This is a genomic window from Parasphingorhabdus sp., from assembly GCF_048267785.1.
In the GTDB taxonomy this organism is placed as follows: Bacteria; Pseudomonadota; Alphaproteobacteria; order Sphingomonadales; family Sphingomonadaceae; genus Parasphingorhabdus.
Window position 1 is genome coordinate 79,326 of the sequence record NZ_JBLWWU010000009.1, and the last position, 22,853, is coordinate 102,178.

Below are 22,853 nucleotides of genomic sequence, written 5' to 3' on the forward strand. Positions count from 1 at the left end.
AAGGAAGGACATCATGATGCTGGAAAGCGATCAGGACATAGCTGCATTGCTGATATCAACACGGCGCATCGCTCTGGTTGGGGCGTCGGCCAAGCCCGATCGGGCGAGCAACGAGGTTCTCGGGTTTCTGCTCGGGCAGGGCTATGATGTGATACCGGTCAATCCGGTTCTCGGGGGACAAATATTACATGGTGTGCCGGTGGTTGAATCGCTGGCGGACATCGAGGGCGAGATCGATATGGTCGATATCTTCCGCAATTCCGAAGCCGCCGGTGAAACGGTTGACGAAGCGATCGCAGTCGGTGCCAAAGCGGTCTGGACGCAGCTTGGTGTGATCAATGAAGCCGCGGCCGAGCGCGCAACCGCTGCCGGCATAAAGGTGGTCATGGATCGTTGCCCGAAAATTGAAATTCCCCGACTGGGCCTGTTGAAGGAGCCTCATGGCGGTTGAACCAGACATCGAGCAGGCCGAAGACTCATCCACCGGATTGACCCGTCGCAAATTCCTGATCGGTGGCGCCGTTGGTACGGGCCTGCTGGTTGCCTGGGCGATCTGGCCGCGCAACTATGAGCCAAATGTTGCCGCCACCGAAAATGAACAGGTGTTCGGGGCTTTTCTGAAAATATCCGAAGATGGCCAGGTTGCCGTGGTCGTGCCGCAAAGCGAAATGGGGCAGGGTGTCTACACCGTCCTGCCGCAAATTCTTGCCGATGAACTGGGCGCAGACTGGCGAACGGTTGCGGTTGAACCCGCACCGATCAATCCGTTGTACAGCAACAGGCTGTTGGCTGAACAATGGGCAGAATGCTTCCTGCCAACGGGTGTCGAAAAACTTGCTGAAAATGCTGCAGTGCAGTGGATGGCCCAGAATGTGGCGATCCGCGATCAGTTTATCGTGACGGCGGATTCCACGTCAATTCCGGCCTATGCGGAAAGCTTTCGTGAGGCGGGCGCGGCCGCCAGAGTATTGCTGACAAAGGCAGCGGCGGACCGGTGGGACGTGGCCTGGGAAACCTGTGCTGTCGAGAATGGCATAATCTCCAGCGGCGACAAAAAATTGCGGTTCGGAGAATTGGTGCGCGATGCCGCTAAGCAGACTTTGCCTGATCCCGTGCCGCTCCGGCCGGCCGGTGAAGGCCATTTGATCGGGCAGGACGTGCCGCGGCTTGACATGCCGAGCAAGCTTGATGGCTCGGCCAATTTTTCTGGAGATATCAGGCTTCCCGACATGGTATTCGCGGCTATCCGGCAAGGGCCCATTGGCGAAACCCGGTTGAAGTCGTTCAATCGCGGCGGGGCGAGCAAGATCACCGGTTTCATCGATGTCGTAAAAAGCGAAAAATGGATCGCGGCGGTGGCGACCAACTGGTGGGCGGCCAATCGGGCGCTGGATAAAATGAGTCCGGTGTTCGAAACCAAGGGCTTTATGGCCGATAGCGACAGGATCGATACGGCCTTGCAGGAAGCACTAGACGATGGACCGGGGATACGGTTTGTCTCGCGCGGCGATACCAAGGGCCTGTTCAAGGACGATAATATCCACAGGGCCCGCTATCACGCTGACGCTGCTGTGCATGCGCCAATTGAAACGCGGACAGCAACCGCGGAATTCAAGGACGGTGTTCTGGAACTCTGGATGGCGACACAGGCACCCGCCGCAGCGGTCCGTGCGGCGGCTGAAACGCTGAATATCAGCCAGGACCGGGTGACGCTATATCCGATGTTGAGCGGGGGATCGTTCGACCGCAATCTCGATAATGAAATCGCCGGACAGGTCGCGCGGATTGCCAAGAAAATGGGGCGACCGGTACAATTGGTCTGGTCGTGCGCCGAAGATTTGATGCATGACCATTACCGGGCACCAAGCCATGCCCGCCTGGATGCTGCCATGGAAAAAGGTGGGCGGGTTGAAGCGATGCAGATCAAGGTCGCCGCGCCGCCCTCTTCGCGCGAACAGGTCAAGCGCCTGTTTGACGCCATGGACAATGTGGATGCTATGCGGTCCTCCATCGGGGAAGCTGATAGCAAGGCGGTAGCCGGTCTTGATGTTCCCTATGATATTCCCAATCTGACCGTCGATCACCATAGCGCCTTCGTTGGTGTGCCGACGGGTAACTGGCGCAGCAATGCCCATAGCAGCAATATATTCTATCTTGAATCGTTCATCGACGAACTGGCGGCGAAAGCGGGGATCGAACCCCTGTCTTTCCGCATGCAGATGATGAACAATCAACCGAAACTGGCCCGATGCCTGACCGGTGTCGCCGCCATGGCCGCCTGGGACGGTGGCCTGGATGGCAGCGGTCAGGGCATGGCCTGTCACAGCATGCGCGGTGGACATATTGCGGTAATCGCGAGCGCGGGGAGGGGAACTGGTGGTCTCGAGGTCAGTCGCATTTCAGCGACGGTCGATATCGGCCGGATCATTCACCCCGACATTGCCCGGCAACAGATAGAGAGCGGTATTGTATTTGGGCTGGCGATGGCGCTCGGCAGCGCAACCCGGTTTCAGGATGGACTGCCAACGGCAAGGCGATTGCGTGATCTGGCCTTGCCACGACTGGCCGAAATTCCGCCGATCCAGATCGAATTTCTGAGAAGTGACGAAGAGCCGGTCGGCTATGAGGAACTCGGAGTACCGGCGGTCGCACCAGCGGTCGCCAATGCGTTATTCTCCGCCACCGGCACCCGGTTCCGGCAATTGCCGCTGTTTGGGGAAGTGTCGTGAGCCATGCGTGAAACGGGATTCTTGCCAAATGAACACCCGCCGGTCGCGACACAGAAAACTGGTGTTTTGCTGGTCAATCTCGGCACACCCGACGCTCCTGAGAAGAAAGCCGTCAAACGCTATCTCAAGCAGTTTCTGTCGGACAAGCGGGTCGTGGAAATTCCCTCGATTATCTGGCAGCCGATACTGCGTGGGATCATTCTCAACACCCGGCCTGCGAAATCGGCAGAGGCCTATAGTCTGGTGTGGACCGAAGATGGTTCGCCGCTGGCTTTTTACACGCGCAGGCAGGCGGAGAAACTCGCTGTCAGAATAACCGGTGAATCGGATGACGTGGTGGTCGACTGGGCGATGCGCTATGGCAATCCAAGCATCAGCTCGCGGTTGAACGAGATGAAGGCAGCAGGCTGCGACCGCATATTGATCGCGCCGCTCTATCCGCAATATAGTGGTGCCACCACCGCCAGCGTTCATGATGCGGTGTTTGACGCGATTGCCGCCATGCGCTGGCAACCGGCAATCCGGCTGCTGCCGGCCTATCATGATGACCCGGCCTATATCGATGCGCTGGCGACCAGTCTCGAGCGCGATATTGCCGCGCTGGATTTCGAGCCGGACGCGATTGTCGCCAGTTTCCACGGCATGCCCCAGCGCACGCTGGAACTGGGAGACCCCTATCATTGCCATTGCCAGAAAACAGCTCGGCTTTTGTCGGAGAAAATGGGCCGGGAGCTGGTCGTGGCGTTTCAGTCGCGTTTTGGTCGGGCTAAATGGCTGGGGCCTGCGACCGATGCAGTGCTGGAGTCGCTGCCTGGGCAGGGAAAGAAGAATATCGCGATTTTTGCGCCGGCATTCTCGAGTGACTGCCTCGAGACCCGCGAAGAACTGGCGATCAGGGGCAAAGAGCAGTTTGAATCCAGCGGCGGTGAGAAATTCGCCTATCTGCCGTGCCTCAATGACAGCGAAATCGGCATGGATATGCTTGAGCATCTCATCCGGCGGGAGTTGTCGGGGTGGATTTAGAATCTCCCGAAATCTTTCACCCTCCGGTCAAGCGCAGCATCACCATCGCCGGGCATCAAACGTCGATTTCGCTCGAGCCCTTATTCTGGGATATGCTGAAGACCGCAGCGGATCATCGTGGTGTGCCGCTCAATGCATTGGTCGCACGGATCGATGTCGAGCGGATCGCCGCGGCGCAACCGCCGGGCCTCGCGACCGCCATCCGCTTGTGGCTGACCAATGATATGCTTGGAAAAATGTCTCAAGCCGACTAAGGGACGCCCATGAACGCTACCCTTCTTGTCATGGCAGGCGGTGCGATGGGTGCGGCTGGACGCTATCATCTCGGCCGACTTGTCTTCCACCTTGCTCCCGTGGGTTATCCGATTGGCACCTTGGCGGCCAATATAACCGGTGGTCTATTGATGGGTGTGCTGGCGGGCGTACTGGCCCGCAGCAATTTTGTCGATGAGCCGTGGCGGCTGTTGCTTGGCGTTGGCCTGCTTGGTGGTTTTACAACTTTTTCGGCCTTTAGTTTGGAAGTTCTCAATATGATCGAACGCAGTCAATGGGGCATCGCAATGATCTACGCCCTGGTCTCGGTCGTCGGTTCCGTGCTGGCCCTGTTTGCCGGCCTTATGGCAGTGAGGGCGCTGGCATGAGCGGCTTTGACCCTACCGCGGAAAGCGGCTCCGAGGAAGAATCGCCGCAGGGCTCGCCCAAGGAACAGATGCAGGCGCTGAAGACGCTTGATGTCCGGCAATTCACCGTTTCTCCCGATGATGACGATATCCGCGTCGACCGCTGGTTCAAGCGGCATATGGAAGATGTGCCGTTCAATATCGTGTCGCGCTGGGCGCGGACCGGGCAGTTGCGGCTGGACGGCAAGAGAGTTTCGCCGGGTGACCGGATTCAGGCCGGGCAGGTTTTGCGCGTGCCGCCACAGGAAATCGAACGGCCGGGCCGCGTTGCCAAAGCCAAGACGGACCTGTCGCAGGACCAGATTGATTTTGCCCGGGAACTGGTGATTCACAAGGACAAGGCCGCGATCGTGGTCAACAAGCCTCCCGGCCTGGCGACGCAGGGCGGCAGCAAGACAACAACCCATCTCGACGGTCTGCTCGATGCGCTGACCTATGATGCGAAATCGCGGCCCAAGCTGGTCCACCGGCTGGACAAGGACACCAGCGGCGTGATTCTGCTGGCGCGTTCTCCGGGCGCAGCGTCCTTTTTCTCCAAACGCTTTTCCGGTCGCGATGTGCGCAAGGTTTACTGGGCAATTGTCATGGGTGTGCCGGAAATCGCCGATGGCGTTATCGATCTGCCGCTTTCGAAGCAGCCGGGTTCCGGCGGCGAGAAAATGCATGTCGACGAAGAGAACGGCCAGTCGGCCAAGTCGCGCTACCGGATTATCGAACGTGCGGGCAACCGCGCCTGCTGGGTGGAATTGCAGCCGTATACCGGGCGCACCCACCAGTTGCGCGTGCATATGGCCGCGATCGGTCACCCGATTGTTGGCGACGGCAAATATGGCGGCAAGGATGCCTTCCTGACCGGCACGATCAGCCGCAAGATGCACTTGCACGCCCGGCGGCTGCGAATTGAGCATCCCGATGGCCACAATCTCGACGTGACCGCAGACTTGCCCGCCCATTTTGCAGAAACCGTTGATAATCTCGGACTCGATTTGAGTCTCGGCAATCTTCCGCTCGACGAGAAGAAGCCGGGCGGCAAGATGGTGCGCAAACAGCAGGCGAAGGCCCACGCCAAGATGATCCGCAAGGACAAGCGCGGCGAGCGTCGGGGGCGTGGTGAGAGCGATGGCAAGCCGACCAAGGCCGGGAAACCGACCAAGCGCGATCGGCCCAATGCCGGAAAGGCAACCCACAAGAAAAATATGCCGCACAAGGCAAAAGTCAAACAGGCCCTTCACAAGAAACGGAAATAATGCATCCAGATCCCGCCTTCAGATGGCCCAAATCCAACAATGACCACCAAGACGCCGACGAACGGGCTGCACTCGAGGCAATGATTGCCGACATCGGTTTTGGAATGATTTTTGCCGAAACACCGGATGGTCCTCGGGTGGCGCATGTGCCGCTATTCTCCACCGGTGATGGCGCGCTGCAATTTCATCTTTCGCGCGGCAATGCATTGACCCGGCATATCGTGGAAAAAAGAGCGCTTTGCGTCATAAACGGTCCTGATGCCTATATCAGCCCGGACTGGTATGGGGTGGAGGATCAGGTGCCGACATGGAATTATCTGGCGCTCGAGTTGGAGGGCAATGTACGCCGGATGGAGCGTGAAGGGCTGATCGGTCTGCTCGACGACCTGTCCGCCCAGAATGAAGCGAAGTTGGCACCCAAAAAGCCGTGGCATCGGGACAAGATGGATAGCACGAAATTCGACAAGATGGTCGACGCGATTGTTGGCTTTGAAATGGAAATATTGGCCTGGCGCCCAACTGCCAAACTTGGGCAGAACAAGCTGGCTGCGGAACGGGAAAATGCTGCTGCGGCGCTGGACGCTACCGGCCGCCGCGCGATGGCCCATCTGATGAGGGAATTCGGGACAAGATGACAAACAAGCTGGCCCTTTTCGATTGCGACGGCACGATGGTTGATAGTCAGGCGAATATCTGCGCCTCGATGGATCAGGCCTTTGAAAAACATGGTCTGGTCCCGCCGGATCACCACCAGGTCCGGCGGATCGTCGGCCTCAGCCTGATTGAGGCAGTCAGCCAGTTGCTGCCCGACGGCGATGAAGAGACGGTTGCGGTGATTACGCAATCCTACAAGGATGGCTTTTTCGAACTACGCCAGGCGGGGGGTGTGCATGAGCCGCTCTATGATGGATTGCTCCAGACGCTGGAAGAATTGGAAGCATCCGGTTGGGTCTTGGGTGTGGCGACCGGCAAGTCGGATCGCGGTCTTCGGCATGTGCTGGAAACCCACGGGCTTTCTGACCGTTTTATCACGCTGCAAACCGCTGACCGCCATCCTTCCAAGCCGCATCCGGCGATGGTCGAACTGGCGATGGCTGAAGCGGGCGCGGTGCCGGAAACCACCGCGATGATTGGCGATACCAGCTTTGACATGGCGATGGCGGTCAATGCCAACGTGCGCCCGGTCGGGGTCGACTGGGGCTATCATGACGAGCAAGAATTGATCAGTGCCGGAGCAGAAATTGTAGCGGCGACGATGGCCGATCTGAACAGGATTTTGAACCAATGAGCGAGCCGATAGACGACCAGCCCGAATATGTCCCCGATCCCGAGAAAGAAAAGCAGGCCAAAGCAGTGCATTTTACGGTCAGCATCATTCGTCTGCTCGGTGTGGTGCTGGTGATGTTGGGGCTGGCCATTGTGCTCGATCGCCTGCCGCCGGTTCCGTCGCCCGCGGGATATGTGCTGATCATTCTCGGTCTGGCGCAAATGTGGGTCGCGCCGGTCTGGATCATCCGCAAATATGTCCGCGCGCGGGTTGCAGAGGAAGCAATGGCCAAGGCGGCTGAGGGTACGGACCAACCGTGAAACGCTTTTACAAGACTGTATCGGTATCGCCCGCCGGTGACGCCTTTGCCATCGCGCTCGACGGGCGTCCGATGAAGACGCCGCAACGCAATCCGCTGGCCGTTCCGCAACCGGCGCTGGCGGACGCCATCGCAGCCGAATGGATGGCGCAAGGGGAAGATATAATCCCCGCATCAATGCCGCTGACCGGTCTCGCCCAAGGCGCGCTGGATCAGGTTGATAGCGACCGCGACCGGATTGTCGGGCGGATCGCCGCTTTCGCCGACAGCGATATGCTTTACTATCGTGCGGATGACAGCCAGCAGGCGCTCATCGACTATCAGGCGCAACATTGGGATCCGCTGCTGGATTGGGCGAGGCAACGTTATGATGTCGGCTTCAACCTGATCCATGGCATTAGATATGAAGCGCAGCCGGCCGAAACAATCGCCCGTCTGACCAATGTGGTCGAGGCGCAGGACGGCTTTGCGCTGGCGGCGATGTTGTCACTCGTCGGACTTTCCGGATCCCTTGTCGCGACGCTGGCTCTGGTCGAAAAGATCCATGACACCGAAACACTCTGGCCGCTGGTCAATCTCGAGGAGCTTTGGCAGGAGGAGCAATGGGGTCAGGATGATCAGGCCGTGGCAGCGCGAAATGTCAAAAAGGCGGAATTCGAGGCGGCTGCCCGCTTTCTGGAGCTTGCCCGGACATAGGTTTTCCCTTTCCTTCGTTTTTTCGGTAAAGGATTGGAATTATCACGGAGACTGCATGACAAGCGATTCCACTTTATGCGCCACGCCTGCCGAAGCTGTGGCGCTGCTTGAGAAACTCTACGCCGCACAAATAGATATCACGGCAGCCCGCTTTCGCCGCTATGCGACATCGAAATTGGCCAAAGAGGACCGCGAACAGGGTCTCTATCCGCAGATCAGCGTCCAGATTCCCGCCGATCAGGCGACAGAAACCAGCCATCTGGCGTCTGGCCATCTCGCCGATATCAACACCTATCGTACGACGATTACCGAGCCCCGTCTCTATCGCCTCTATCTGCTCGATCAGCTCGAAAGGATAGCCGAGACCTTCACCGCCAAAATCTGGGTTGGCCTGTCCGACACACCAATTCCGCTGGCCTTTGCGCTGGAAGATGCCGGCGCCGGTCTCGACCGGGCGAAGAAAGAGAAATTACCCAATTATTTTCACACCCCCAATCTGGTCAAAACCAATGACGAGATCGTCGATGGCGGCCAGATTTTCCAGGGTGAAGAGGCTTCGGCGCTGGCTTTGTTCACCGCCGAGCGGGTCGACTATTCGCTGCACCGGATCCGCCATTATTGCGCCACCGATCCGGAACATTTCCAGCCCTTCATCCTGTTCACCAACTATCAGCGCTATGTCGACGAGTTCATCGAACATGGCCTGGCAGAAGTGAAGTCCGGCAAGGCCAAAATACTGGTCGAGCCGGGCAACCGGATAACCGGAAAGGACGGCAAGCCCTCCGCCCCGCCAATTGCCAAGCCGCCGCAGATGCCGGCCTATCATCTGGTCCGTAGTGATGGCCGGCCTGGCCTCACATTGGTCAATATCGGTGTCGGTCCGAGCAATGCCAAGACGATCACCGACCATCTCGCGGTGCTCCGTCCGCATGTCTGGCTGATGATTGGCCATTGCGGCGCGCTCCGCCGGACCCAGCGGCTCGGTGACTATGTCCTTGCCCACGCCTATTTGCGTGACGACAATGTGCTCGACGATGTGCTGCCGCCCAGCATCCCGCTGCCGACGATCGCCGAAGTGCAGCTGGCTTTGACGCAGGCGGTGCAGGAAGAGACCGGCATCGACAAGTCCAGACTCAAGCAGCAATTGCGCACCGGCACGGTGGTGACCACCGGCGACCGCAACTGGGAGCTGCGCTTCGAACAGATTGCCCGGCGCCTCAACCAGTCGCGTGCCATTGCCATCGATATGGAAAGCGCAACAGTTGCCGCCAACGGCTATCGCTACCGCGTGCCCTACGGGACATTGCTCTGCGCCTCCGACAAACCGTTGCACGGCGAGATCAAACTGCCCGGCATGGCGGACGCATTCTATCAGGAACGAGTGGGCCAGCATCTCGCGATCGGATTGCGCGCGATCGACCTGCTGGCCAAGGAGGCGGATGAGGGCACGTTGCACAGCCGGAAATTGAGAAGTTTTGGCGAGCCGTTGTTTCGCTAGGGAAACATCCTCTCCCCTCAAGGGGAAAGGAAAATCCTGCCTTCAACCATGATGAACTGTACAAACTTTACACTGTTATAGTTTTGAAAATGTCCAGCCTGATTGCCTTGGAAAAATGATCGCATTTTACGGTGAAATATTATCCAGTTTTCAAAGAACCAATCCGCCAATATCATGATGCGCATGCTGTAGGAAAGACCGGCGAACCTGCTTTCTGGCTGATCGGCGGGATGTAAAGATCAGTTTCATTTTCCCGCTAGGCAAGCGATGCAAGCGCTGAATCGAGATCATATATGAGGTCATCGACATCTTCGAGGCCGACCGAGAGGCGTACAAGCCCGTCATCGATTCCGTGGTCGTGGCGTTCATCCGGCGAATATGTCGAATGGGTCATGCTTGCCGGATGTTGAATGAGAGTTTCGGTATCACCAAGCGATACCGCGCGCTGGATGAGCGCCAGTCTGTTCATCAGGGCCAGTCCGGCATCATAACCGCCGCGCAATTTCACCGCTATCATGCCGCCAAACTGGTCCATTTGTTTCCGCGCCAGATCATGTTGCGGAAAAGAGGGCAGCCCCGGATAGAAAACCTCCGCAACAGCGGGATGGCGATGCAGAAATTCGGCAACTTCCTGCGCCGACTCAACATGTTGGCGCATGCGTATCTTTAGCGTCTTCAATCCTCGCATCACCAGCATTGCATTGAACGGAGCCATGACCGCACCGGTCATGTCCTTCATGCCGACCAGACGGATTTCCGAAATATCATGTGCACTGCCAACAACCAATCCTGCAACCACATCACCATGCCCGCCGAGATATTTTGTCGCGGAATGGACAATGATATCTGCCCCTCGTTCAAGCGGACGAGTGATTACCGGTGTGGCATAAGTATTGTCCACGACGGTTCGCGCACCGGCCTGTTTTGCAATGGCGGAAATTGTCGCGATATCGACAAGCCGCATATTGGGATTGGCCGGTGTTTCGAAAAACACAATTCTGGTTTTGGACGAGATGGCTTGAGAAAGCTGTTCCGGATCGGTCAGGTCGACATGCGTGATGGTAATCCCGAACCGGGCAAGACCATGCCGCATGAATGCGAATGTGCAGCCGTATAAAGTCTTGTCGGTGATGACTTCATCGCCCGGTCGCAGAAAGGTCCATAATGTCGACGTTATCGCGCCCATGCCGGAGGCGGTCGCCAGACCGGCTTCACCATTTTCCAAAATGGCAATCCGCTTTTCCAGAAGATCGGTGGTTGGGTTGGAAATGCGCGAATAGAAATGTCCTTGCTGTTCTCCCGCAAACATTGCGCCGCCCTGTTCGGCGCTTTCAAATGTGAATGTCGATGTCATGTGCAAGGGCGGCGTCAGGGCACCTTCTGATCCTCTGGCGTCATAGCCATGGTGGATCGCACGGGTGGCGAAGCCCAGTTGGGTGGATTTTGACTGATGTTCGCGTGACATGCCCTGTTCTCCTGTCGCGCCGGTATGACATGACTCGGGAGGCTTTAGGTTGCTATATTAGCTCAATTGTTCTGGTTTATGGCATATATGACCCTAAACATGCGATATGGACACAAAAGATCGACAAATCATTCGCGAACTCCAGAAAAATGGGCGACTTACGAATCTTGAATTGGCGGAACGGGTCAATCTATCACCGTCCCCATGTTTGCGCCGCCTCAGAAGCCTTGAAAAAGCAGGTGTCATTCAGGGATATACCGCTCTTGTTGATCAGAAAGCTTATGGCGTCCCACTGACAGTTTTTGTGAGCGTAGCGCTCGAAAAGCATTCCAGGGAGGCCGTGCGCTCTTTTGAACGGAAGATTGGTGAAATTGATGCCATTCTCGATTGTTTTCTGACAACCGGAGATGCCGATTACATGCTGCGGGTTCTGGTGTCCGATCTGGAAGCCTACGAGAATTTCGTGCGAACCGAGCTACACGCGCTTCCCGGGATTCGGTCCATAGACAGCAGATTCGCTTATGGTGTGGTCAAAAACACCCATGTCTATCCGGCTATGCAAGGATGACAGGGGAATATCACTCCTAAACCCCCAGCGCGGCCGCCGCTTCCCTGATCCGTTTCGCTTCCGCCCCGTCATTTTTGAACGCGTCCAGCCCGCGTTGAAGCGCCTGCTTCGCCTGGACGGTCTGGCCCAGTTGCATGCGGCTGCGGATCAGCATGATCCAGCCATTGGCATCCTTGGGATTGGATTGCAGGCGCTTGTCGAGGCCATCGACCATATTGGCGATCATCGCTTCCTGCTGGCCGGGGGGCAGGGCAGCGGCTTCCTTCATCTCCTCGCGGCTCGGGCCGGGAATGGCAGCTGTGGCGACCGCGGGGCCGTCGGTGGTGATGCCGCCGGTCGGCGCGGCGGGGGCTGCCTTGGCGAGACGGGCGGCGACATCAATGCCCTCATTTTCGGCCACCTGTCCGATCACCCGGCGGATATCAGCCGCATAAGGCGCGTCGGCGGGCGTGTCTTCGAGCAGCGCGAACCAGTCTTCGATCGCGCCCTTGTGATCGCCCGCTATGTCTTTCTGTACCGCCAGGAAATAGCGCGCACGGGGATCCTTGGCGTCATGTTTCAGGGCATTGCGAAAAGCTTCTGCGGCATCCGGCGGGACTTGCTGTCCGTCACTTGCCATCACCAGAGCCTCGCCCAGCATTGACCAATATTCCGGATTGTCCGGGTCGAGCGTGGTCGCGCGTTTCATTGCGGTGGCTGATTCAGCAAATTTTCCCGTTTCAAAATAGCTCCACCCCAGCATTCGCCAGCTTTCCGCATCATCCGGATTTTCCTGCAACTTTTTTTCCAGACCAGCGATGACTTCATCGACGCTCGGCGCCTGTTCGCTGTCGATACCCGAAGCAACTGCTTTCGCGCCGGAGTCCCCGTTCATGCTGCGGTATATCTGCACCCCAACCGCGCCAAGAGCCAGCACAGCCGCTATAATCAGCGCAATGCGGCTGATGTTGATCGAAGAAGCTGATTTCGCCATGGTCAATCCTCAAACTATTTTGTGTCGTAATATTGTCGCGCAGAGATACGGAGCAGAATGCTACCTGACAAGCACCGAGATAGCTGTGATATTTTACACTGGCAATGAAGAGGCATTTTGGTAAGATACTGCCAAAGTTCAATCTTTTGGGTCGCGCTAAAGCCGGACAGATAGCCACGCCGGATCGTCAAAACGCATGAGGGGCGTTGATCAGGGGAGGCAAAGGGGGGAAGCAAGCGCGTGTCGGACAAGTTTCGAGTAGTCATTATCGGGTCCGGACCTGCGGGCATGAGCGCCGCTGGGCGCGCTGCACAGCTAAAGCTGAAGCACGTGCTGCTCGAGAAGACCGACCATCTTTCTGACACCATCTTCAAATATCAGAAGGGCAAGCATGTCATGGCGACGCCGAGCCAGCTGGTGCTGCGTTCGGACATGGATTTTGATGCAGGTAAGCGCGAGAATATCCTCAGCACCTGGGATGAACAAACCGCCGGTCATGGCGTCAATGTCATGTATAAAGCCGAACCGGTGAAGATCGAGGGTGACGAAGGCAATTTCACCATCACCCTGAAAAGCGGCGATACGCTGCAGGCTGAGACAATTGTCATGGCGATCGGGACGCAGGGCAATCCCAATCTGATGCGCTGCCCCGGCGGCGATAACAAGATGGTGCAATATCAGCTCGACGATCCCGGCGAATATTATGACGAGCATATCACCGTGATCGGATCGGGCGACGCAGGGATCGAGAATGCACTGGGTCTCGCCGCCGATGCGGCGCAGAATAATATTGTCACCATTCTCAACCGCTCGGCGGAATTTGCCCGGGCCAAGAAAGCCAATGTGAAGCTGCTGATGGAAGCGGGCGAACAGGGCAAGGTGATGATCCGCAACGAGACCACGCCGGCCGAGGTCAGGGATGGCGAACTGGTGCTGGAAACCCGCGATGGTCAGGAGACGATCAAATGCGACCGGATCATCGCGCGGATGGGCAGCGCGCCACCGCGCAAATTTGTTGAAGAATGCGGGATCGAATTTACCAGCGAGGATCGCGAGGCCTATCCCAAATTGTCGCCGGCGTTCGAAAGCACCAAGAAGGGCATATATGTCATCGGCGCGCTCGCCGGCTATCCCCTGATCAAGCACTGCATGAACCAGGGCTATGATGTTATCGAGTTCATCAACGGCAACACCGATCTTAAGCCCGCCGATGAACCGATCCTCGAAGCGAAATTTGCCAGCCTGCCAACACGCCGCTCGGTCGACGAATGGCTGGAATTTTTCCGCTCCAATGTGACCATCCTCAACGACCTGTCACCTCTGCAGATGCGGGAATTCATGCTCGACAGCGAGCCGCGAAGCTATCGCCGTGGCGAGGTAATTTTCGAGAAAAACGACCCGGGAAGTTCGCTTTTTGCCATTGCCGAAGGTTCGGTCGCGGTCCAAATCAATCCGGACGATCCCTCGATCACCGTGCCGATCGAACAAGGTTCGATCTTTGGCGAAGTCGGTCTGATCTCTGGTCGCCGCCGCGGCGCAACGATCAGGGCGGATGAAGATGTTATCCTGGTTGAAATTTCGCGTACGGCAGCCTTGAAACTGCAGGCATCGGTCCCCGCCGCCAAGCGCCGGATCACGCGGATATCAACGGAACGCCAGCTTTTGCAAATGTTCGGGTCGGGCCTGACCAAGGAGGATATTGCCGAGGTCGTTGAATCCAGCGAGATCATCAATGTCCGCGCCGGTGAAGCGATTATCGAGGAAGGCGGCGAGGGCAATGATATTTATGTCATTCGCGTCGGATCGATGGTGGTCGAGAAGGAGATTGGCGGCAAGCCGGTGTTTCTGTCCTATCTGCCCGCTGGTTCCTATGTCGGCGAAATGACCCTGATCGCCGGTGGCTATCGCACCGCGACGGTCAAGGCCGCGATCAAGTCCGAAGTCATCAGAATCAATGGCGATGCGTTCAAGAAAGTGCTGGATGCCCATCCCGACCTGCTGCGCAAGGCGAAGAAGGAAATGGCCGCACGGCAGGATATCAACGCTTTTGTTGAAGCGAAAAAGGACAGTTTTTCGGGTATCGTCGACTATTATTCCGGCGTCGCCAATTTTCTGGTCGACAATGGTATCGGTGAAGCCACGGACGTGTTGCTGATCGACGAGAATCTGTGCGTCGGCTGTGACAACTGCGAAAAGGCCTGTGCCGACAGCCATGAAGGCCTGTCGCGTCTCGACCGCGAGGCAGGCAAAACCTATGCGCATCTCCACGTGCCGACCAGTTGCCGCCACTGCGAGCATCCGCACTGCATGTCCGACTGCCCGCCCGACGCGATCCACCGTGGTCCCGATGGCGAGGTGTTCATCGACGACAGCTGTATCGGCTGCGGCAATTGCCAGCGCTATTGTCCTTATGGCGTGATCCGCATGGACAAGGTCCCGCCGAAGAAACCCGGACTGCTGAGCTGGCTGTTCCTGGGTTCGGGGCCAGGACCGGGCGAGCCGGACAAGAAATGGACCGCGGAGCATAGTGATCCTTCGGTCGAGAAACCGAAAAAGGCGATCAAATGCGACATGTGCGCCGGGATCAGGGGTGGACCCGCCTGTGTCCGCGCCTGTCCCACGGGCGCCGCTATCCGGGTGGCCCCGGAAGAATTTCTGACGGTCTCCAAACTTGAAGCGGAGGATGTATGATCATGGTATTTTCTGATCATGCGGTTCGTGCTGAGCTTATCGAAGCACAGCTTGTGATCGAACGCGGTCCTTCGACAGGCTCAGGACGAACGGTGAAAACAGACACTGAAGCCGCCGCAAATGGGGGAATTGTCTAATGGCTAGCCAGGCAATATCCGCAAAATCCGGTCGCAAGAAGGTTGTGATGCATGACGGTTTCCTCAAACATGCCGGTTTCCGCTGGCTGAAAATATCCGCGGCGATCATGCTGATCTGCATCGTAAGCTACCTGTTTATCGATGTGTCGCCGCGCCACAATGGTGGCAGCTGGTACGGCTATACGCTCGGTACGATCGGGGCGTTGCTGATCCTCTGGCTGACCATGCTCGGGGTGCGCAAGCGGGCGATGACGCCGGGCCAGTGGTCGCTGAAAGCCTGGACATCGGCCCATATCTATCTTGGCCTCAGCCTGATCGTGATCGGTACGCTGCATACCGGTTTCCAGCTCGGCTGGAATATCCACACCGCGGCCTATGTGTTCATGATGATCGTGATCATTTCGGGGATCGTCGGAATATATTTTTATGTCACCATTCCCAAGGCATTGTCCGACAATCGCGACGAGATGACCGAGACGGAGATGCTCGAAAATCTGCGCTCGCTTGACCGGCAGTTGCACGAGGCGGCACAGCCTCTGTCGGGGGAACATGCTGCTCTGGTGCTGCAGTCGCTCGAACAGGATCCGTTTGGCGGGGGTTTCTTCCAGCGGATTTCCGGAAAATATCCCGATTGTGCCACCCGGCAGGCGCAGGCTGATCTCCGTCGCGAGCGTGCCTATCAGCCGAGAATGGGCGGTGACGACCCGCTCGACAAGGTTGACGCGCTGCTCGAGAAAAAGGAAGCCACATTGGCCCGTGTCCGGCGCCATCTGAAGCTCAAGGCGATGCTGCAGGTTTGGCTGTTCGTCCATATCCCGATGACCTTCGCGCTGATCGCAGCGCTAACCGCGCATATCATCAGCGTATTTTTTTACTGGTAGGATGGAAAGCCAGACATGACCTTCATTGTTCGCCAGATCGCGACCACCGCCGATGGCCGGGAGATTATCCGGTCCCATCCATATGAGGCAGACGAGATTGGCATTGGCCGCAGCACGACAAACGCGATCCATCTGCCGGACCTTGCGGTCAATCCTGATCATGCCGTCATCCGCAAGCGCGACGACGGACAGATAATTGTCGAAAGCACTTCGGGCCAGAATTTCACGCTTGATGGCAAGCACAGGATTTCGGTCACCGTCGATCCTTCCGCCGGTGCAGAGCTTGGCTTTGGCGGCCATGTCATTGTCGTCAGCGAAGAGGGCGACGATATTATCCTGACCGTCAAGCGGGTCGAGGCCTTGTCCGATTCTGCCGAAACGCGGAATGAAAAGACTCTCTATACACTCAAGGATCTGCTGCCGAGCAAGCGGCTCACCGCCTGGGGTTTTGTCGCGCTGGTGCTGGCCGCTTTCCTGATCTGGCCGATTTATACGTGGGCGACCTGGCGCGGGGTCGAGGAACGACCCGACCAGTTTCACGCCGACAGCATGTGGTCTTCCGGTGCGCTGAGCAGCGCCCATCACGCGCTCGAGAAAGACTGTCAGGCCTGTCATGTCGATGCCTTTGTCACGGTGAAGGACAAAACCTGTCTCACCTGTCACGAAGATGATGCCCATGACCATGCCGCCAAACCCCGTCTGTTGACCGCGCGCGGTGAACCGGAAGGTTTCGGGAAAATCGGAGCAGCCTTTGCGTCCGCATTTAACAAACCGCCGGGCAGGTGTGTCGAATGTCACAGCGAGCATGAGGGCAGCGGTGCTATGGAACCGACTGCGCAAAAATTCTGCGCGGATTGCCACAGCGGGATGGATGAACGTTTGACCGACACAAAACTGGAAAATGCATCGGATTTCGGCATCGAACATCCACAGTTCCGCCCCGCTGTACTGGTGACGCCGGGCGGCAAGGATCCGCTGCGCAAGCGAGTCTCGATCGACAGCAAGCCGACCGACAATAATGGCCTCAAATTTCCGCACGACCTGCATCTGTCGAAGACCGGCGGAGTTGCGCAAATGGGGCGGCGGCTGTCGAAAGATTATGGATTCGGCTCGTCGCTCGTCTGCAAGGACTGCCACACGCCCGATCCCAAGGGCGTGCGTTTTGAACCCGTCGACATGAAGGAAGACTGCAGCATGTGCCACAGTCTCGCCTTTGACGAGATTGGCGGCACGGTGCGGACCTTGCGGCACGGCGAACCGGCGATGGTGCGGGCTGATCTTCAGGCTTATTACCGTTCCACCCGCCCGACCCGTCCGATCAATCTTGGCGGGATGGCGCGCCGCCGTCCCGGTGCCAGCAACGACGTCCGGGTTGCCAGCGACTATGCCCGCGCCGTCCAGTTCCGTCCAAGCCGTGCGAATCTGGCGATCAGTCAGGTCTTTTCGCGCGGAGGTGCCTGTTTCGACTGTCATGGCGTTACACCGCCAACAGCGCGCGGCCGGGTCGATTACGGGATCAAGCCAGTGACGCAGACCGATCGCTATATGCACAATGGCTGGTTCAGCCATGACGCCCATATCGAGGAGACGTGCGAGAGTTGTCACAATGCACCGACGTCGAAGCAAGCGACGGATCTGTTGCTGCCGGGAATCAAAACCTGCCGCGAATGTCATGGCGGGGAGTTCCAGAAAGCATCCGATGTTCCATCGACCTGCGCCATGTGTCACGATTATCATGCCGACGATGGCGCGCCCTGGCTGATCAAGGAACAACAGAAAGACAAGCAGGCCAAGCCGGAGAAACAGATTGCCTGGAAATAGGGCAATGAAAAAAAGGGGAGGGCGTCCATGTTGATGGCGCAGATCACTGATATTCATCTCGGTTTTGACCCCGATAATCCAACGGAATTCAATCGCAAGCGGCTCGACCAGGCGCTCAAGACCATTTGTGCCATGACTCCGCAGCCCGATCTGTTGCTGGCCACGGGTGATCTTGTTGATCGCGGGGATCAGGAAAGTTACCGGCGGCTGGAGACGGCGCTGTCTGCGGTACCTTTCCCCGTGCATATGTGCCTCGGTAATCATGACCTGCGTGCGCCGTTCCGGAAACAATTCCCCGATGTTCCGACGGCCGATGGCTTTGTCCAATATGAGGTGGACACGCCGGCGCTACGGCTGCTGTTTCTCGATACGCTCGACGAAGGAAGACATGGCGGGGCCTTTTGCGAAACCCGCGCAGCATGGCTGTCGGCCAGGCTCGATGAGAACAGGGACAAGCCGACGATTCTGATCCTGCACCACCCGCCGGTCGAAACCGGAATCGAGTGGATGACCACGCATCCGGATGAACCATGGGTTTTGCGGCTCGCCGATACGGTGGCCGGTCACGATCAGGTCAAGGGCATGGTCACCGGGCATTTGCACCGCAACATTTCAACCTGGTGGCAGGACATAAGTCTGGCGATTTGTGCCTCGACGGCACCGCAAGTGGCGCTGGATCTGAAGCCGATTGACCCCGATAATCCCGATGGCCGCAATATGATCGTCGCCGATGCACCCGCCATTGGCCTGCACTGGTGGAACGGCCGTCAGCTGGTCAGCCATTTTGAGACCGCAGAAGACCATGTCCTGTTGGCGCGCTATGACAAGGACTTGCAACCACTGGTGCGTGCGTTGCTGGCTGAGAGGCCGCAATAGCCGTATTTTTCTGATGCGGTTCATCGATGGTCAACAGTCGTTCGTCTAATAATTGATTTCCAACGCAACCTTTTTTGCGTTTCCGCTTCGCATTGGCTAGACCATCCCCAAATACACGTCAGGTGCTTTTTGAGAGATCCGCGACAGCGGTCTCATATTTGGAGAAAAATACATGCGATTCACGATATCCACCCGCAAATTCTTTCTGGGCGTGTCCAGCGCTGCGCTGTTCGGCGCGACCGCGACACCCGCTCTCGCCGACGATCATGGAAAAAAGATGACAACAGCAGAATTGAACAAAATGAGCGCGACGCAGGGGGCTTCGGCCACTGCGAGCGACAACAGCCTTCTCCAGCCCTGGGTTGGGCCCTATGATGGTGTGCCGCCATGGGATGAAGTGAAAGTCTCCGATTTTCCCGCCGCCTTTCAGGCGACGATGGACAAGATTCAGGCCGACGTGAACGCGATCCGCGACAATCCGGCCCCCGCCACCTTTGAAAATTTCACCGTGCCGATGGAACTGGTCGGCAATGAAGCCAATAATCTGTTCGCGATCTGGGGGGTGTATAGCAGCAACCTTTCCAATGACGAGGTTCGCGAGATCCAGGGCGAATGGATGCCCAAGGTTTCGGCTTTCTTCGACCAACTGACCCTCGATCCGAAATTGCTCGCCAAGACCAAGGCGGTCTATGATAATCGCGATACCGCCGGACTCGACGCCAAGCAGAAAAGGCTGGTTGAGCGCAACTATGAGAAACTCGTCCGTGATGGTGCCCTTCTGGGTGACGCCGACAAGGAACAGCTGATCGCCTACAACACCGAATTGTCGAAGGCGTTCAACGATTTCTCCAACAAGGTGCTGGCGGATGAAGAAACCTTCATCTTCCTGACCGACGAAGCGGATCTGGCCGGCCTGCCGGACAGTTTCGTCGCCTCGCTCAAGGCGGCGGCCGAAGAACAGGGCAAGACCGGCTGGGCGCTGAAAAACACTCGCTCGGTGATGCAGCCCTTCCTGCAGAATTCGACCCGCCGCGACCTGCGCGAGAAGGTCTATAACGCCTATATCAATCGCGGCGACAATGGTGACAAGAACGACACCAACGCGACCATCGCGAAAATCCTGAAGCTGCGCGCCGACCGCGCCAAGCTGCTCGGTTTCAAGACCCATGCGCATTACCGGATGGCCGACACGATGGCGAAAGAGCCGGAAGCGGCGATGGACCTGATGATGAAAGTCTGGCCCGCTGCCGTCGCCCGGGTGAAGGAAGAAGTCGCCGATATGCAGGCGATTGCTGACGCCGAAGGTGCCGGCATCACGATCGAACCATGGGATTACCGTTTCTATGCGGAGAAGGTCCGCAAGGCGAAATATGACCTCGATTCCGCCGAGATCAAACCCTATTTCCAGCTCGACAAGATGATGGACGCGCTGTTCGACGCGGCGGGCAAGCTTTACGGCATGACCTTTACCGAAACCACCGGCAGCATTCCGGTCTTCGATCCCGAGGTCCGCACCTTTGAAGTCAAGCGCGGCGACAAGGTCATCGGCGTCCAGTTTTTCGACAATTATGCCCGCAACGGCAAACGGTCCGGCGCGTGGATGACCACCTACAAGGATGCCTACAAGCTGGGTGGCAAGAATAATTACACGATCTCGTCGAACAATAATAATTTCGTCAAGGGCGGCGACGGGGAGCCGACCCTGATCAGCCTTGATGATGCACAGACATTGTTCCACGAATTCGGTCACGCGCTGCATTATCTCAACTATGACATCACCTATCCGGGTCTTGCCAATACGCCGCGCGATTTTGTCGAATATCCGAGCCAGGTGAACGAGAACTGGCTGATGACGCCTTATATCCTCTCGACCTACGCCACCCATTACAAGACTGGCGAGCCGATCCCGAAGGAACTGGTCGACAAGATCCAGGCATCCGATACCTTTAATGAAGGTTTTGCCACGGTGGAATATCTCTCCTCCGCGATCGTCGACATGAAGCTGCACAATCGCGCGGAACCGGTCACCGATCCCGACAAGTTCGAGCGCGAGACTTTGACCGAAATCGGCATGCCGAAGGAAATCGTGATGCGACACCGCCTGCCGCAGTTCAACCATCTCTTCTCGTCAGACGCCTATTCGGCCGGCTATTACAGCTATCTCTGGTCGGAAACGATGGACGCGGACACCTGGGCCGCCTTTGAAGAAGCCGGCAGTCCGTGGGACAAGACCACGGCCGAACGCTTCCGTTCGATCCTGCTGGCGACCGGCAATGAAACCGACCGCAAGGAAGCCTACCGCGAATTCCGCGGCCGCGATCCGGAGGTCAAATATATCCTCAAGAAGCGCGGCTTCCCTGTCCCGGGTGAGTGAGGCTGAAGGCGGCGCGGCGAGATAGGCCGCTGTTGTCTGAATGAAGTTCGAAGAGGGGGAGTGCGATTGCGCTCCCCTTTTTACTCGCCTCGTCGCCGTCGTGCGATCAGTGCCTGAATTTGCAGCAACCGTTCCTCGGTCATCGAGAATCGATAGGAAAAGAAAAGCGCCATGAGCATCAGGGGGACGATTCCGGCGGCACCAATCCCGACGAGGGCATCAAGCGCAGTTTGTTCCACCGCTCCCGGCCTCATGCCCTCTTTCAGCCCGACCATGTCGAGTGCGAAGCCACCGTAAAGCGGCCCGACGGCGCCGCCCAGTTTAGATGTGAATTGCAGTACCGAATAGAAACCGCCCTCCTGTCGCAGGCCGGTTTCGGCCTCGTGCTCGTCGGTTAGATCGGCGGTCAGCGAGGCGATTGCCACGATACGCAAGATGAAGAAGCTCATGAAGATTGCGTTCTGGATGACCAGTATCGCGAATATTATCGGATCGCCATTGTCCGGAATCAGCGCAAACCAGCGCAGCAGATATGGCCAGGACAGGTCGAGCAGCATCACCACAACCGCCCATTTGACGATATCATGCTTCGGCATCCGTCGGCCGGCTGTCTTCAGAAAGATCATCGCAATCGGCACTGCGATCACTACGGACAGGCCGAGCAGCACTCCCATCTCGGTTGCCCCCAGTTCCCAGAAATAGGTCCAGAAAATGACGTTGAGCGCGATGGTGATGCCATAAGACGCGGTCGCGCCCAGATCATAGCCGAGCACATTGCGGAAATTGCGGTTCTGGAATGTGGAGACAAAATCGCGCCACAATCCGGCAAAACCGGGTGTCGACGGCGCGCGGGCGGGATCGACCCTGGTATGGCCGATAAATTTCCAGGTTCCGGCGATACAGGCTGTCGCGGTGATCCAGACGATCAGCGCCGACAGCCAACCATAGATGACGTAATTGCTCGCGACAAAACGGCCATCGCCGCCCGCGCCCTCGTCGAACAGAAAATAGAGACAGGCCGACGGCAGCAGCAGAGTGGTCAGAAACAGGAAGGCCGTTCGCTGCCCCATCAGGGCGCTGCGCTCGTGATAGCCCTAGGAGATTTCCGCGACCAGAGTATAATGCGGGATCAAGAAAAAGGTCAGCGCGGTGCGGATCCAGATCGAACAGGCGAGGAGCCATCCCGCCAGCCACAGCTGGCTGTCGAGAAGGAAGTCGGGCGGCATGAACAGCGCGATAAAGCCTAGCCCCATTGGCATGGTGCTGTAAATCATGAACGGATGACGCCGCCCCCAGCGGCTCTTGTAGCGATCGGACCAGCTGCCGACCATCGGATCCGACACAGCGTCCCAGACAAGGCTGAGCGCCAGCACAATCCCCGTAGCCGTCCCGCTTAGCCCGAGCACCTGCGTGTAGAACAGCAGCACGAACATGACATAGGCCGCTTCCTTGACCGCATAAACCGCTCCGCCAAGGCCGTAGGAAAGGCGGTTGGGGAGGGTCAGGCGCAGGGGGGCGGGCTCTTGCTTATTCACATTGATGTCAGCGTCGCACAATAGGGCGTCTGATGCTATCTAAATTATGGTAATATATATGCGGTCGGGCTGA

Annotated in this window: 20 protein-coding genes and 1 pseudogene; 18 read left to right on the forward strand and 3 right to left on the reverse strand. The window is 57.6% G+C overall.

The window, feature by feature from the left end; genetic code table 11:
- The first annotated feature begins 13 nt into the window (after nt 1-13).
- The 11 genes from ACN0VD_RS09235 (at nt 14) to ACN0VD_RS09285 (ending at nt 9,459) form a co-directional block, all read left to right on the forward strand.
- On the forward strand, nt 14-451 hold the full coding sequence (locus ACN0VD_RS09235; RefSeq protein WP_417593652.1) for a CoA-binding protein: 438 nt from the start codon (nt 14-16) through the stop codon (nt 449-451).
- A complete protein-coding gene (locus ACN0VD_RS09240; RefSeq protein WP_417593653.1) occupies nt 441-2,729 on the forward strand; it encodes a molybdopterin cofactor-binding domain-containing protein in 2,289 nt (762 codons plus the stop codon). Before ACN0VD_RS09235 ends, ACN0VD_RS09240 begins: the two co-directional genes overlap by 11 nt.
- 3 nt (nt 2,730-2,732) lie before the next feature.
- Entirely contained in the window at nt 2,733-3,752 is a 1,020-nt protein-coding gene (gene hemH, locus ACN0VD_RS09245; protein WP_417593654.1) for a ferrochelatase, read from the forward strand.
- Nucleotides 3,743-4,006, forward strand: a complete 264-nt coding sequence (locus ACN0VD_RS09250; RefSeq protein ID WP_417593655.1) for a ribbon-helix-helix domain-containing protein — start codon at nt 3,743-3,745, stop codon at nt 4,004-4,006. The genes hemH and ACN0VD_RS09250 overlap by 10 nt, the downstream gene beginning before the upstream one ends.
- 9 nt (nt 4,007-4,015) lie before the next feature.
- The gene (gene crcB, locus ACN0VD_RS09255; protein WP_417593656.1) at nt 4,016-4,393 is read left to right on the forward strand and encodes a fluoride efflux transporter CrcB; all 378 of its coding nucleotides are present in this window, start codon (nt 4,016-4,018) and stop codon (nt 4,391-4,393) included.
- A 68-nt stretch (nt 4,394-4,461) separates the two neighbouring features.
- The gene (locus ACN0VD_RS09260) at nt 4,462-5,679 is read left to right on the forward strand and encodes an RluA family pseudouridine synthase (RefSeq protein ID WP_417593714.1); all 1,218 of its coding nucleotides are present in this window, start codon (nt 4,462-4,464) and stop codon (nt 5,677-5,679) included.
- Complete coding sequence (locus ACN0VD_RS09265) at nt 5,679-6,314, forward strand: FMN-binding negative transcriptional regulator (protein ID WP_417593657.1); 636 nt, start codon at nt 5,679-5,681, stop codon at nt 6,312-6,314. The genes ACN0VD_RS09260 and ACN0VD_RS09265 overlap by 1 nt, the downstream gene beginning before the upstream one ends.
- A complete protein-coding gene (locus ACN0VD_RS09270) occupies nt 6,311-6,967 on the forward strand; it encodes an HAD-IA family hydrolase (RefSeq protein WP_417593658.1) in 657 nt (218 codons plus the stop codon). The genes ACN0VD_RS09265 and ACN0VD_RS09270 overlap by 4 nt, the downstream gene beginning before the upstream one ends.
- Entirely contained in the window at nt 6,964-7,266 is a 303-nt protein-coding gene (locus ACN0VD_RS09275) for a hypothetical protein (protein ID WP_417593659.1), read from the forward strand. The genes ACN0VD_RS09270 and ACN0VD_RS09275 overlap by 4 nt, the downstream gene beginning before the upstream one ends.
- Nucleotides 7,263-7,961, forward strand: a complete 699-nt coding sequence (locus ACN0VD_RS09280) for an ATP12 family chaperone protein (protein ID WP_417593660.1) — start codon at nt 7,263-7,265, stop codon at nt 7,959-7,961. The genes ACN0VD_RS09275 and ACN0VD_RS09280 overlap by 4 nt, the downstream gene beginning before the upstream one ends.
- A gap of 55 nt (nt 7,962-8,016) precedes the next feature.
- Nucleotides 8,017-9,459: an AMP nucleosidase gene (locus ACN0VD_RS09285; protein ID WP_417593661.1), complete on the forward strand. Its 1,443-nt coding sequence runs from the start codon at nt 8,017-8,019 to the stop codon at nt 9,457-9,459.
- A gap of 256 nt (nt 9,460-9,715) precedes the next feature.
- Here the strand turns inward: ACN0VD_RS09285 and ACN0VD_RS09290 are convergent, their stop codons facing one another.
- Nucleotides 9,716-10,924: a methionine gamma-lyase gene (locus ACN0VD_RS09290; RefSeq protein WP_417593662.1), complete on the reverse strand. Its 1,209-nt coding sequence runs from the start codon at nt 10,922-10,924 to the stop codon at nt 9,716-9,718.
- A gap of 106 nt (nt 10,925-11,030) precedes the next feature.
- On the opposite strand from ACN0VD_RS09290, the gene ACN0VD_RS09295 reads away from it, so the two are divergent.
- Nucleotides 11,031-11,492: an Lrp/AsnC family transcriptional regulator gene (locus ACN0VD_RS09295; protein WP_417593663.1), complete on the forward strand. Its 462-nt coding sequence runs from the start codon at nt 11,031-11,033 to the stop codon at nt 11,490-11,492.
- 16 nt (nt 11,493-11,508) lie between these two features.
- Here the strand turns inward: ACN0VD_RS09295 and ACN0VD_RS09300 are convergent, their stop codons facing one another.
- Nucleotides 11,509-12,465: a tetratricopeptide repeat protein gene (locus ACN0VD_RS09300; protein ID WP_417593664.1), complete on the reverse strand. Its 957-nt coding sequence runs from the start codon at nt 12,463-12,465 to the stop codon at nt 11,509-11,511.
- 288 nt (nt 12,466-12,753) lie between these two features.
- Between ACN0VD_RS09300 and ACN0VD_RS09305 the strand changes: the two genes are divergently transcribed.
- The 6 genes from ACN0VD_RS09305 to ACN0VD_RS09330 all read left to right on the forward strand — a co-directional run bounded on the left by ACN0VD_RS09305 (nt 12,754) and on the right by ACN0VD_RS09330 (nt 21,245).
- Nucleotides 12,754-15,156, forward strand: coding sequence for a cyclic nucleotide-binding domain-containing protein (locus ACN0VD_RS09305; protein ID WP_417593665.1), 2,403 nt, complete (start codon nt 12,754-12,756; stop codon nt 15,154-15,156).
- Nucleotides 15,153-15,293, forward strand: coding sequence for a hypothetical protein (locus ACN0VD_RS09310; protein ID WP_417593666.1), 141 nt, complete (start codon nt 15,153-15,155; stop codon nt 15,291-15,293). The genes ACN0VD_RS09305 and ACN0VD_RS09310 overlap by 4 nt, the downstream gene beginning before the upstream one ends.
- Nucleotides 15,293-16,174 carry a hypothetical protein gene (locus ACN0VD_RS09315; RefSeq protein WP_417593667.1) on the forward strand — a complete coding sequence of 294 codons (882 nt, stop codon included), beginning with the start codon at nt 15,293-15,295 and terminating at the stop codon, nt 16,172-16,174. The genes ACN0VD_RS09310 and ACN0VD_RS09315 overlap by 1 nt, the downstream gene beginning before the upstream one ends.
- Nucleotides 16,175-16,189: 15 nt before the next feature.
- Nucleotides 16,190-17,995, forward strand: a complete 1,806-nt coding sequence (locus ACN0VD_RS09320) for a cytochrome c3 family protein (protein ID WP_417593668.1) — start codon at nt 16,190-16,192, stop codon at nt 17,993-17,995.
- Nucleotides 17,996-18,022: 27 nt separating this feature from the next.
- Nucleotides 18,023-18,871 carry a phosphodiesterase gene (locus ACN0VD_RS09325; RefSeq protein ID WP_417593669.1) on the forward strand — a complete coding sequence of 283 codons (849 nt, stop codon included), beginning with the start codon at nt 18,023-18,025 and terminating at the stop codon, nt 18,869-18,871.
- A 172-nt stretch (nt 18,872-19,043) separates the two neighbouring features.
- Nucleotides 19,044-21,245, forward strand: coding sequence for a M3 family metallopeptidase (locus ACN0VD_RS09330; RefSeq protein ID WP_417593670.1), 2,202 nt, complete (start codon nt 19,044-19,046; stop codon nt 21,243-21,245).
- Nucleotides 21,246-21,325: 80 nt separating this feature from the next.
- On the opposite strand, the pseudogene ACN0VD_RS09335 reads toward ACN0VD_RS09330, so the two are convergent.
- Nucleotides 21,326-22,780, reverse strand: a pseudogene (locus ACN0VD_RS09335) (MFS transporter).
- Between the last annotated feature and the right edge of the window lie 73 nt (nt 22,781-22,853).

Bases quoted from the DNA above. Each gene is read 5' to 3' on its own strand.
- ACN0VD_RS09235 (WP_417593652.1), top strand. From the start codon at position 14: ATGATGCTGGAAAGCGATCAGGACATAGCTGCATTGCTGATATCAACA.
- ACN0VD_RS09240 (WP_417593653.1), top strand. From the start codon at position 441: ATGGCGGTTGAACCAGACATCGAGCAGGCCGAAGACTCATCCACCGGA.
- hemH (WP_417593654.1), top strand. From the start codon at position 2,733: ATGCGTGAAACGGGATTCTTGCCAAATGAACACCCGCCGGTCGCGACA.
- crcB (WP_417593656.1), top strand. From the start codon at position 4,016: ATGAACGCTACCCTTCTTGTCATGGCAGGCGGTGCGATGGGTGCGGCT.
- ACN0VD_RS09260 (WP_417593714.1), top strand. From the start codon at position 4,462: ATGCAGGCGCTGAAGACGCTTGATGTCCGGCAATTCACCGTTTCTCCC.
- ACN0VD_RS09265 (WP_417593657.1), top strand. From the start codon at position 5,679: ATGCATCCAGATCCCGCCTTCAGATGGCCCAAATCCAACAATGACCAC.
- ACN0VD_RS09270 (WP_417593658.1), top strand. From the start codon at position 6,311: ATGACAAACAAGCTGGCCCTTTTCGATTGCGACGGCACGATGGTTGAT.
- ACN0VD_RS09275 (WP_417593659.1), top strand. From the start codon at position 6,964: ATGAGCGAGCCGATAGACGACCAGCCCGAATATGTCCCCGATCCCGAG.
- ACN0VD_RS09285 (WP_417593661.1), top strand. From the start codon at position 8,017: ATGACAAGCGATTCCACTTTATGCGCCACGCCTGCCGAAGCTGTGGCG.
- ACN0VD_RS09290 (WP_417593662.1), bottom strand. From the start codon at position 10,924: ATGTCACGCGAACATCAGTCAAAATCCACCCAACTGGGCTTCGCCACC.
- ACN0VD_RS09295 (WP_417593663.1), top strand. From the start codon at position 11,031: ATGGACACAAAAGATCGACAAATCATTCGCGAACTCCAGAAAAATGGG.
- ACN0VD_RS09300 (WP_417593664.1), bottom strand. From the start codon at position 12,465: ATGGCGAAATCAGCTTCTTCGATCAACATCAGCCGCATTGCGCTGATT.
- ACN0VD_RS09305 (WP_417593665.1), top strand. From the start codon at position 12,754: ATGAGCGCCGCTGGGCGCGCTGCACAGCTAAAGCTGAAGCACGTGCTG.
- ACN0VD_RS09310 (WP_417593666.1), top strand. From the start codon at position 15,153: ATGATCATGGTATTTTCTGATCATGCGGTTCGTGCTGAGCTTATCGAA.
- ACN0VD_RS09315 (WP_417593667.1), top strand. From the start codon at position 15,293: ATGGCTAGCCAGGCAATATCCGCAAAATCCGGTCGCAAGAAGGTTGTG.
- ACN0VD_RS09320 (WP_417593668.1), top strand. From the start codon at position 16,190: ATGACCTTCATTGTTCGCCAGATCGCGACCACCGCCGATGGCCGGGAG.
- ACN0VD_RS09325 (WP_417593669.1), top strand. From the start codon at position 18,023: ATGTTGATGGCGCAGATCACTGATATTCATCTCGGTTTTGACCCCGAT.
- ACN0VD_RS09330 (WP_417593670.1), top strand. From the start codon at position 19,044: ATGCGATTCACGATATCCACCCGCAAATTCTTTCTGGGCGTGTCCAGC.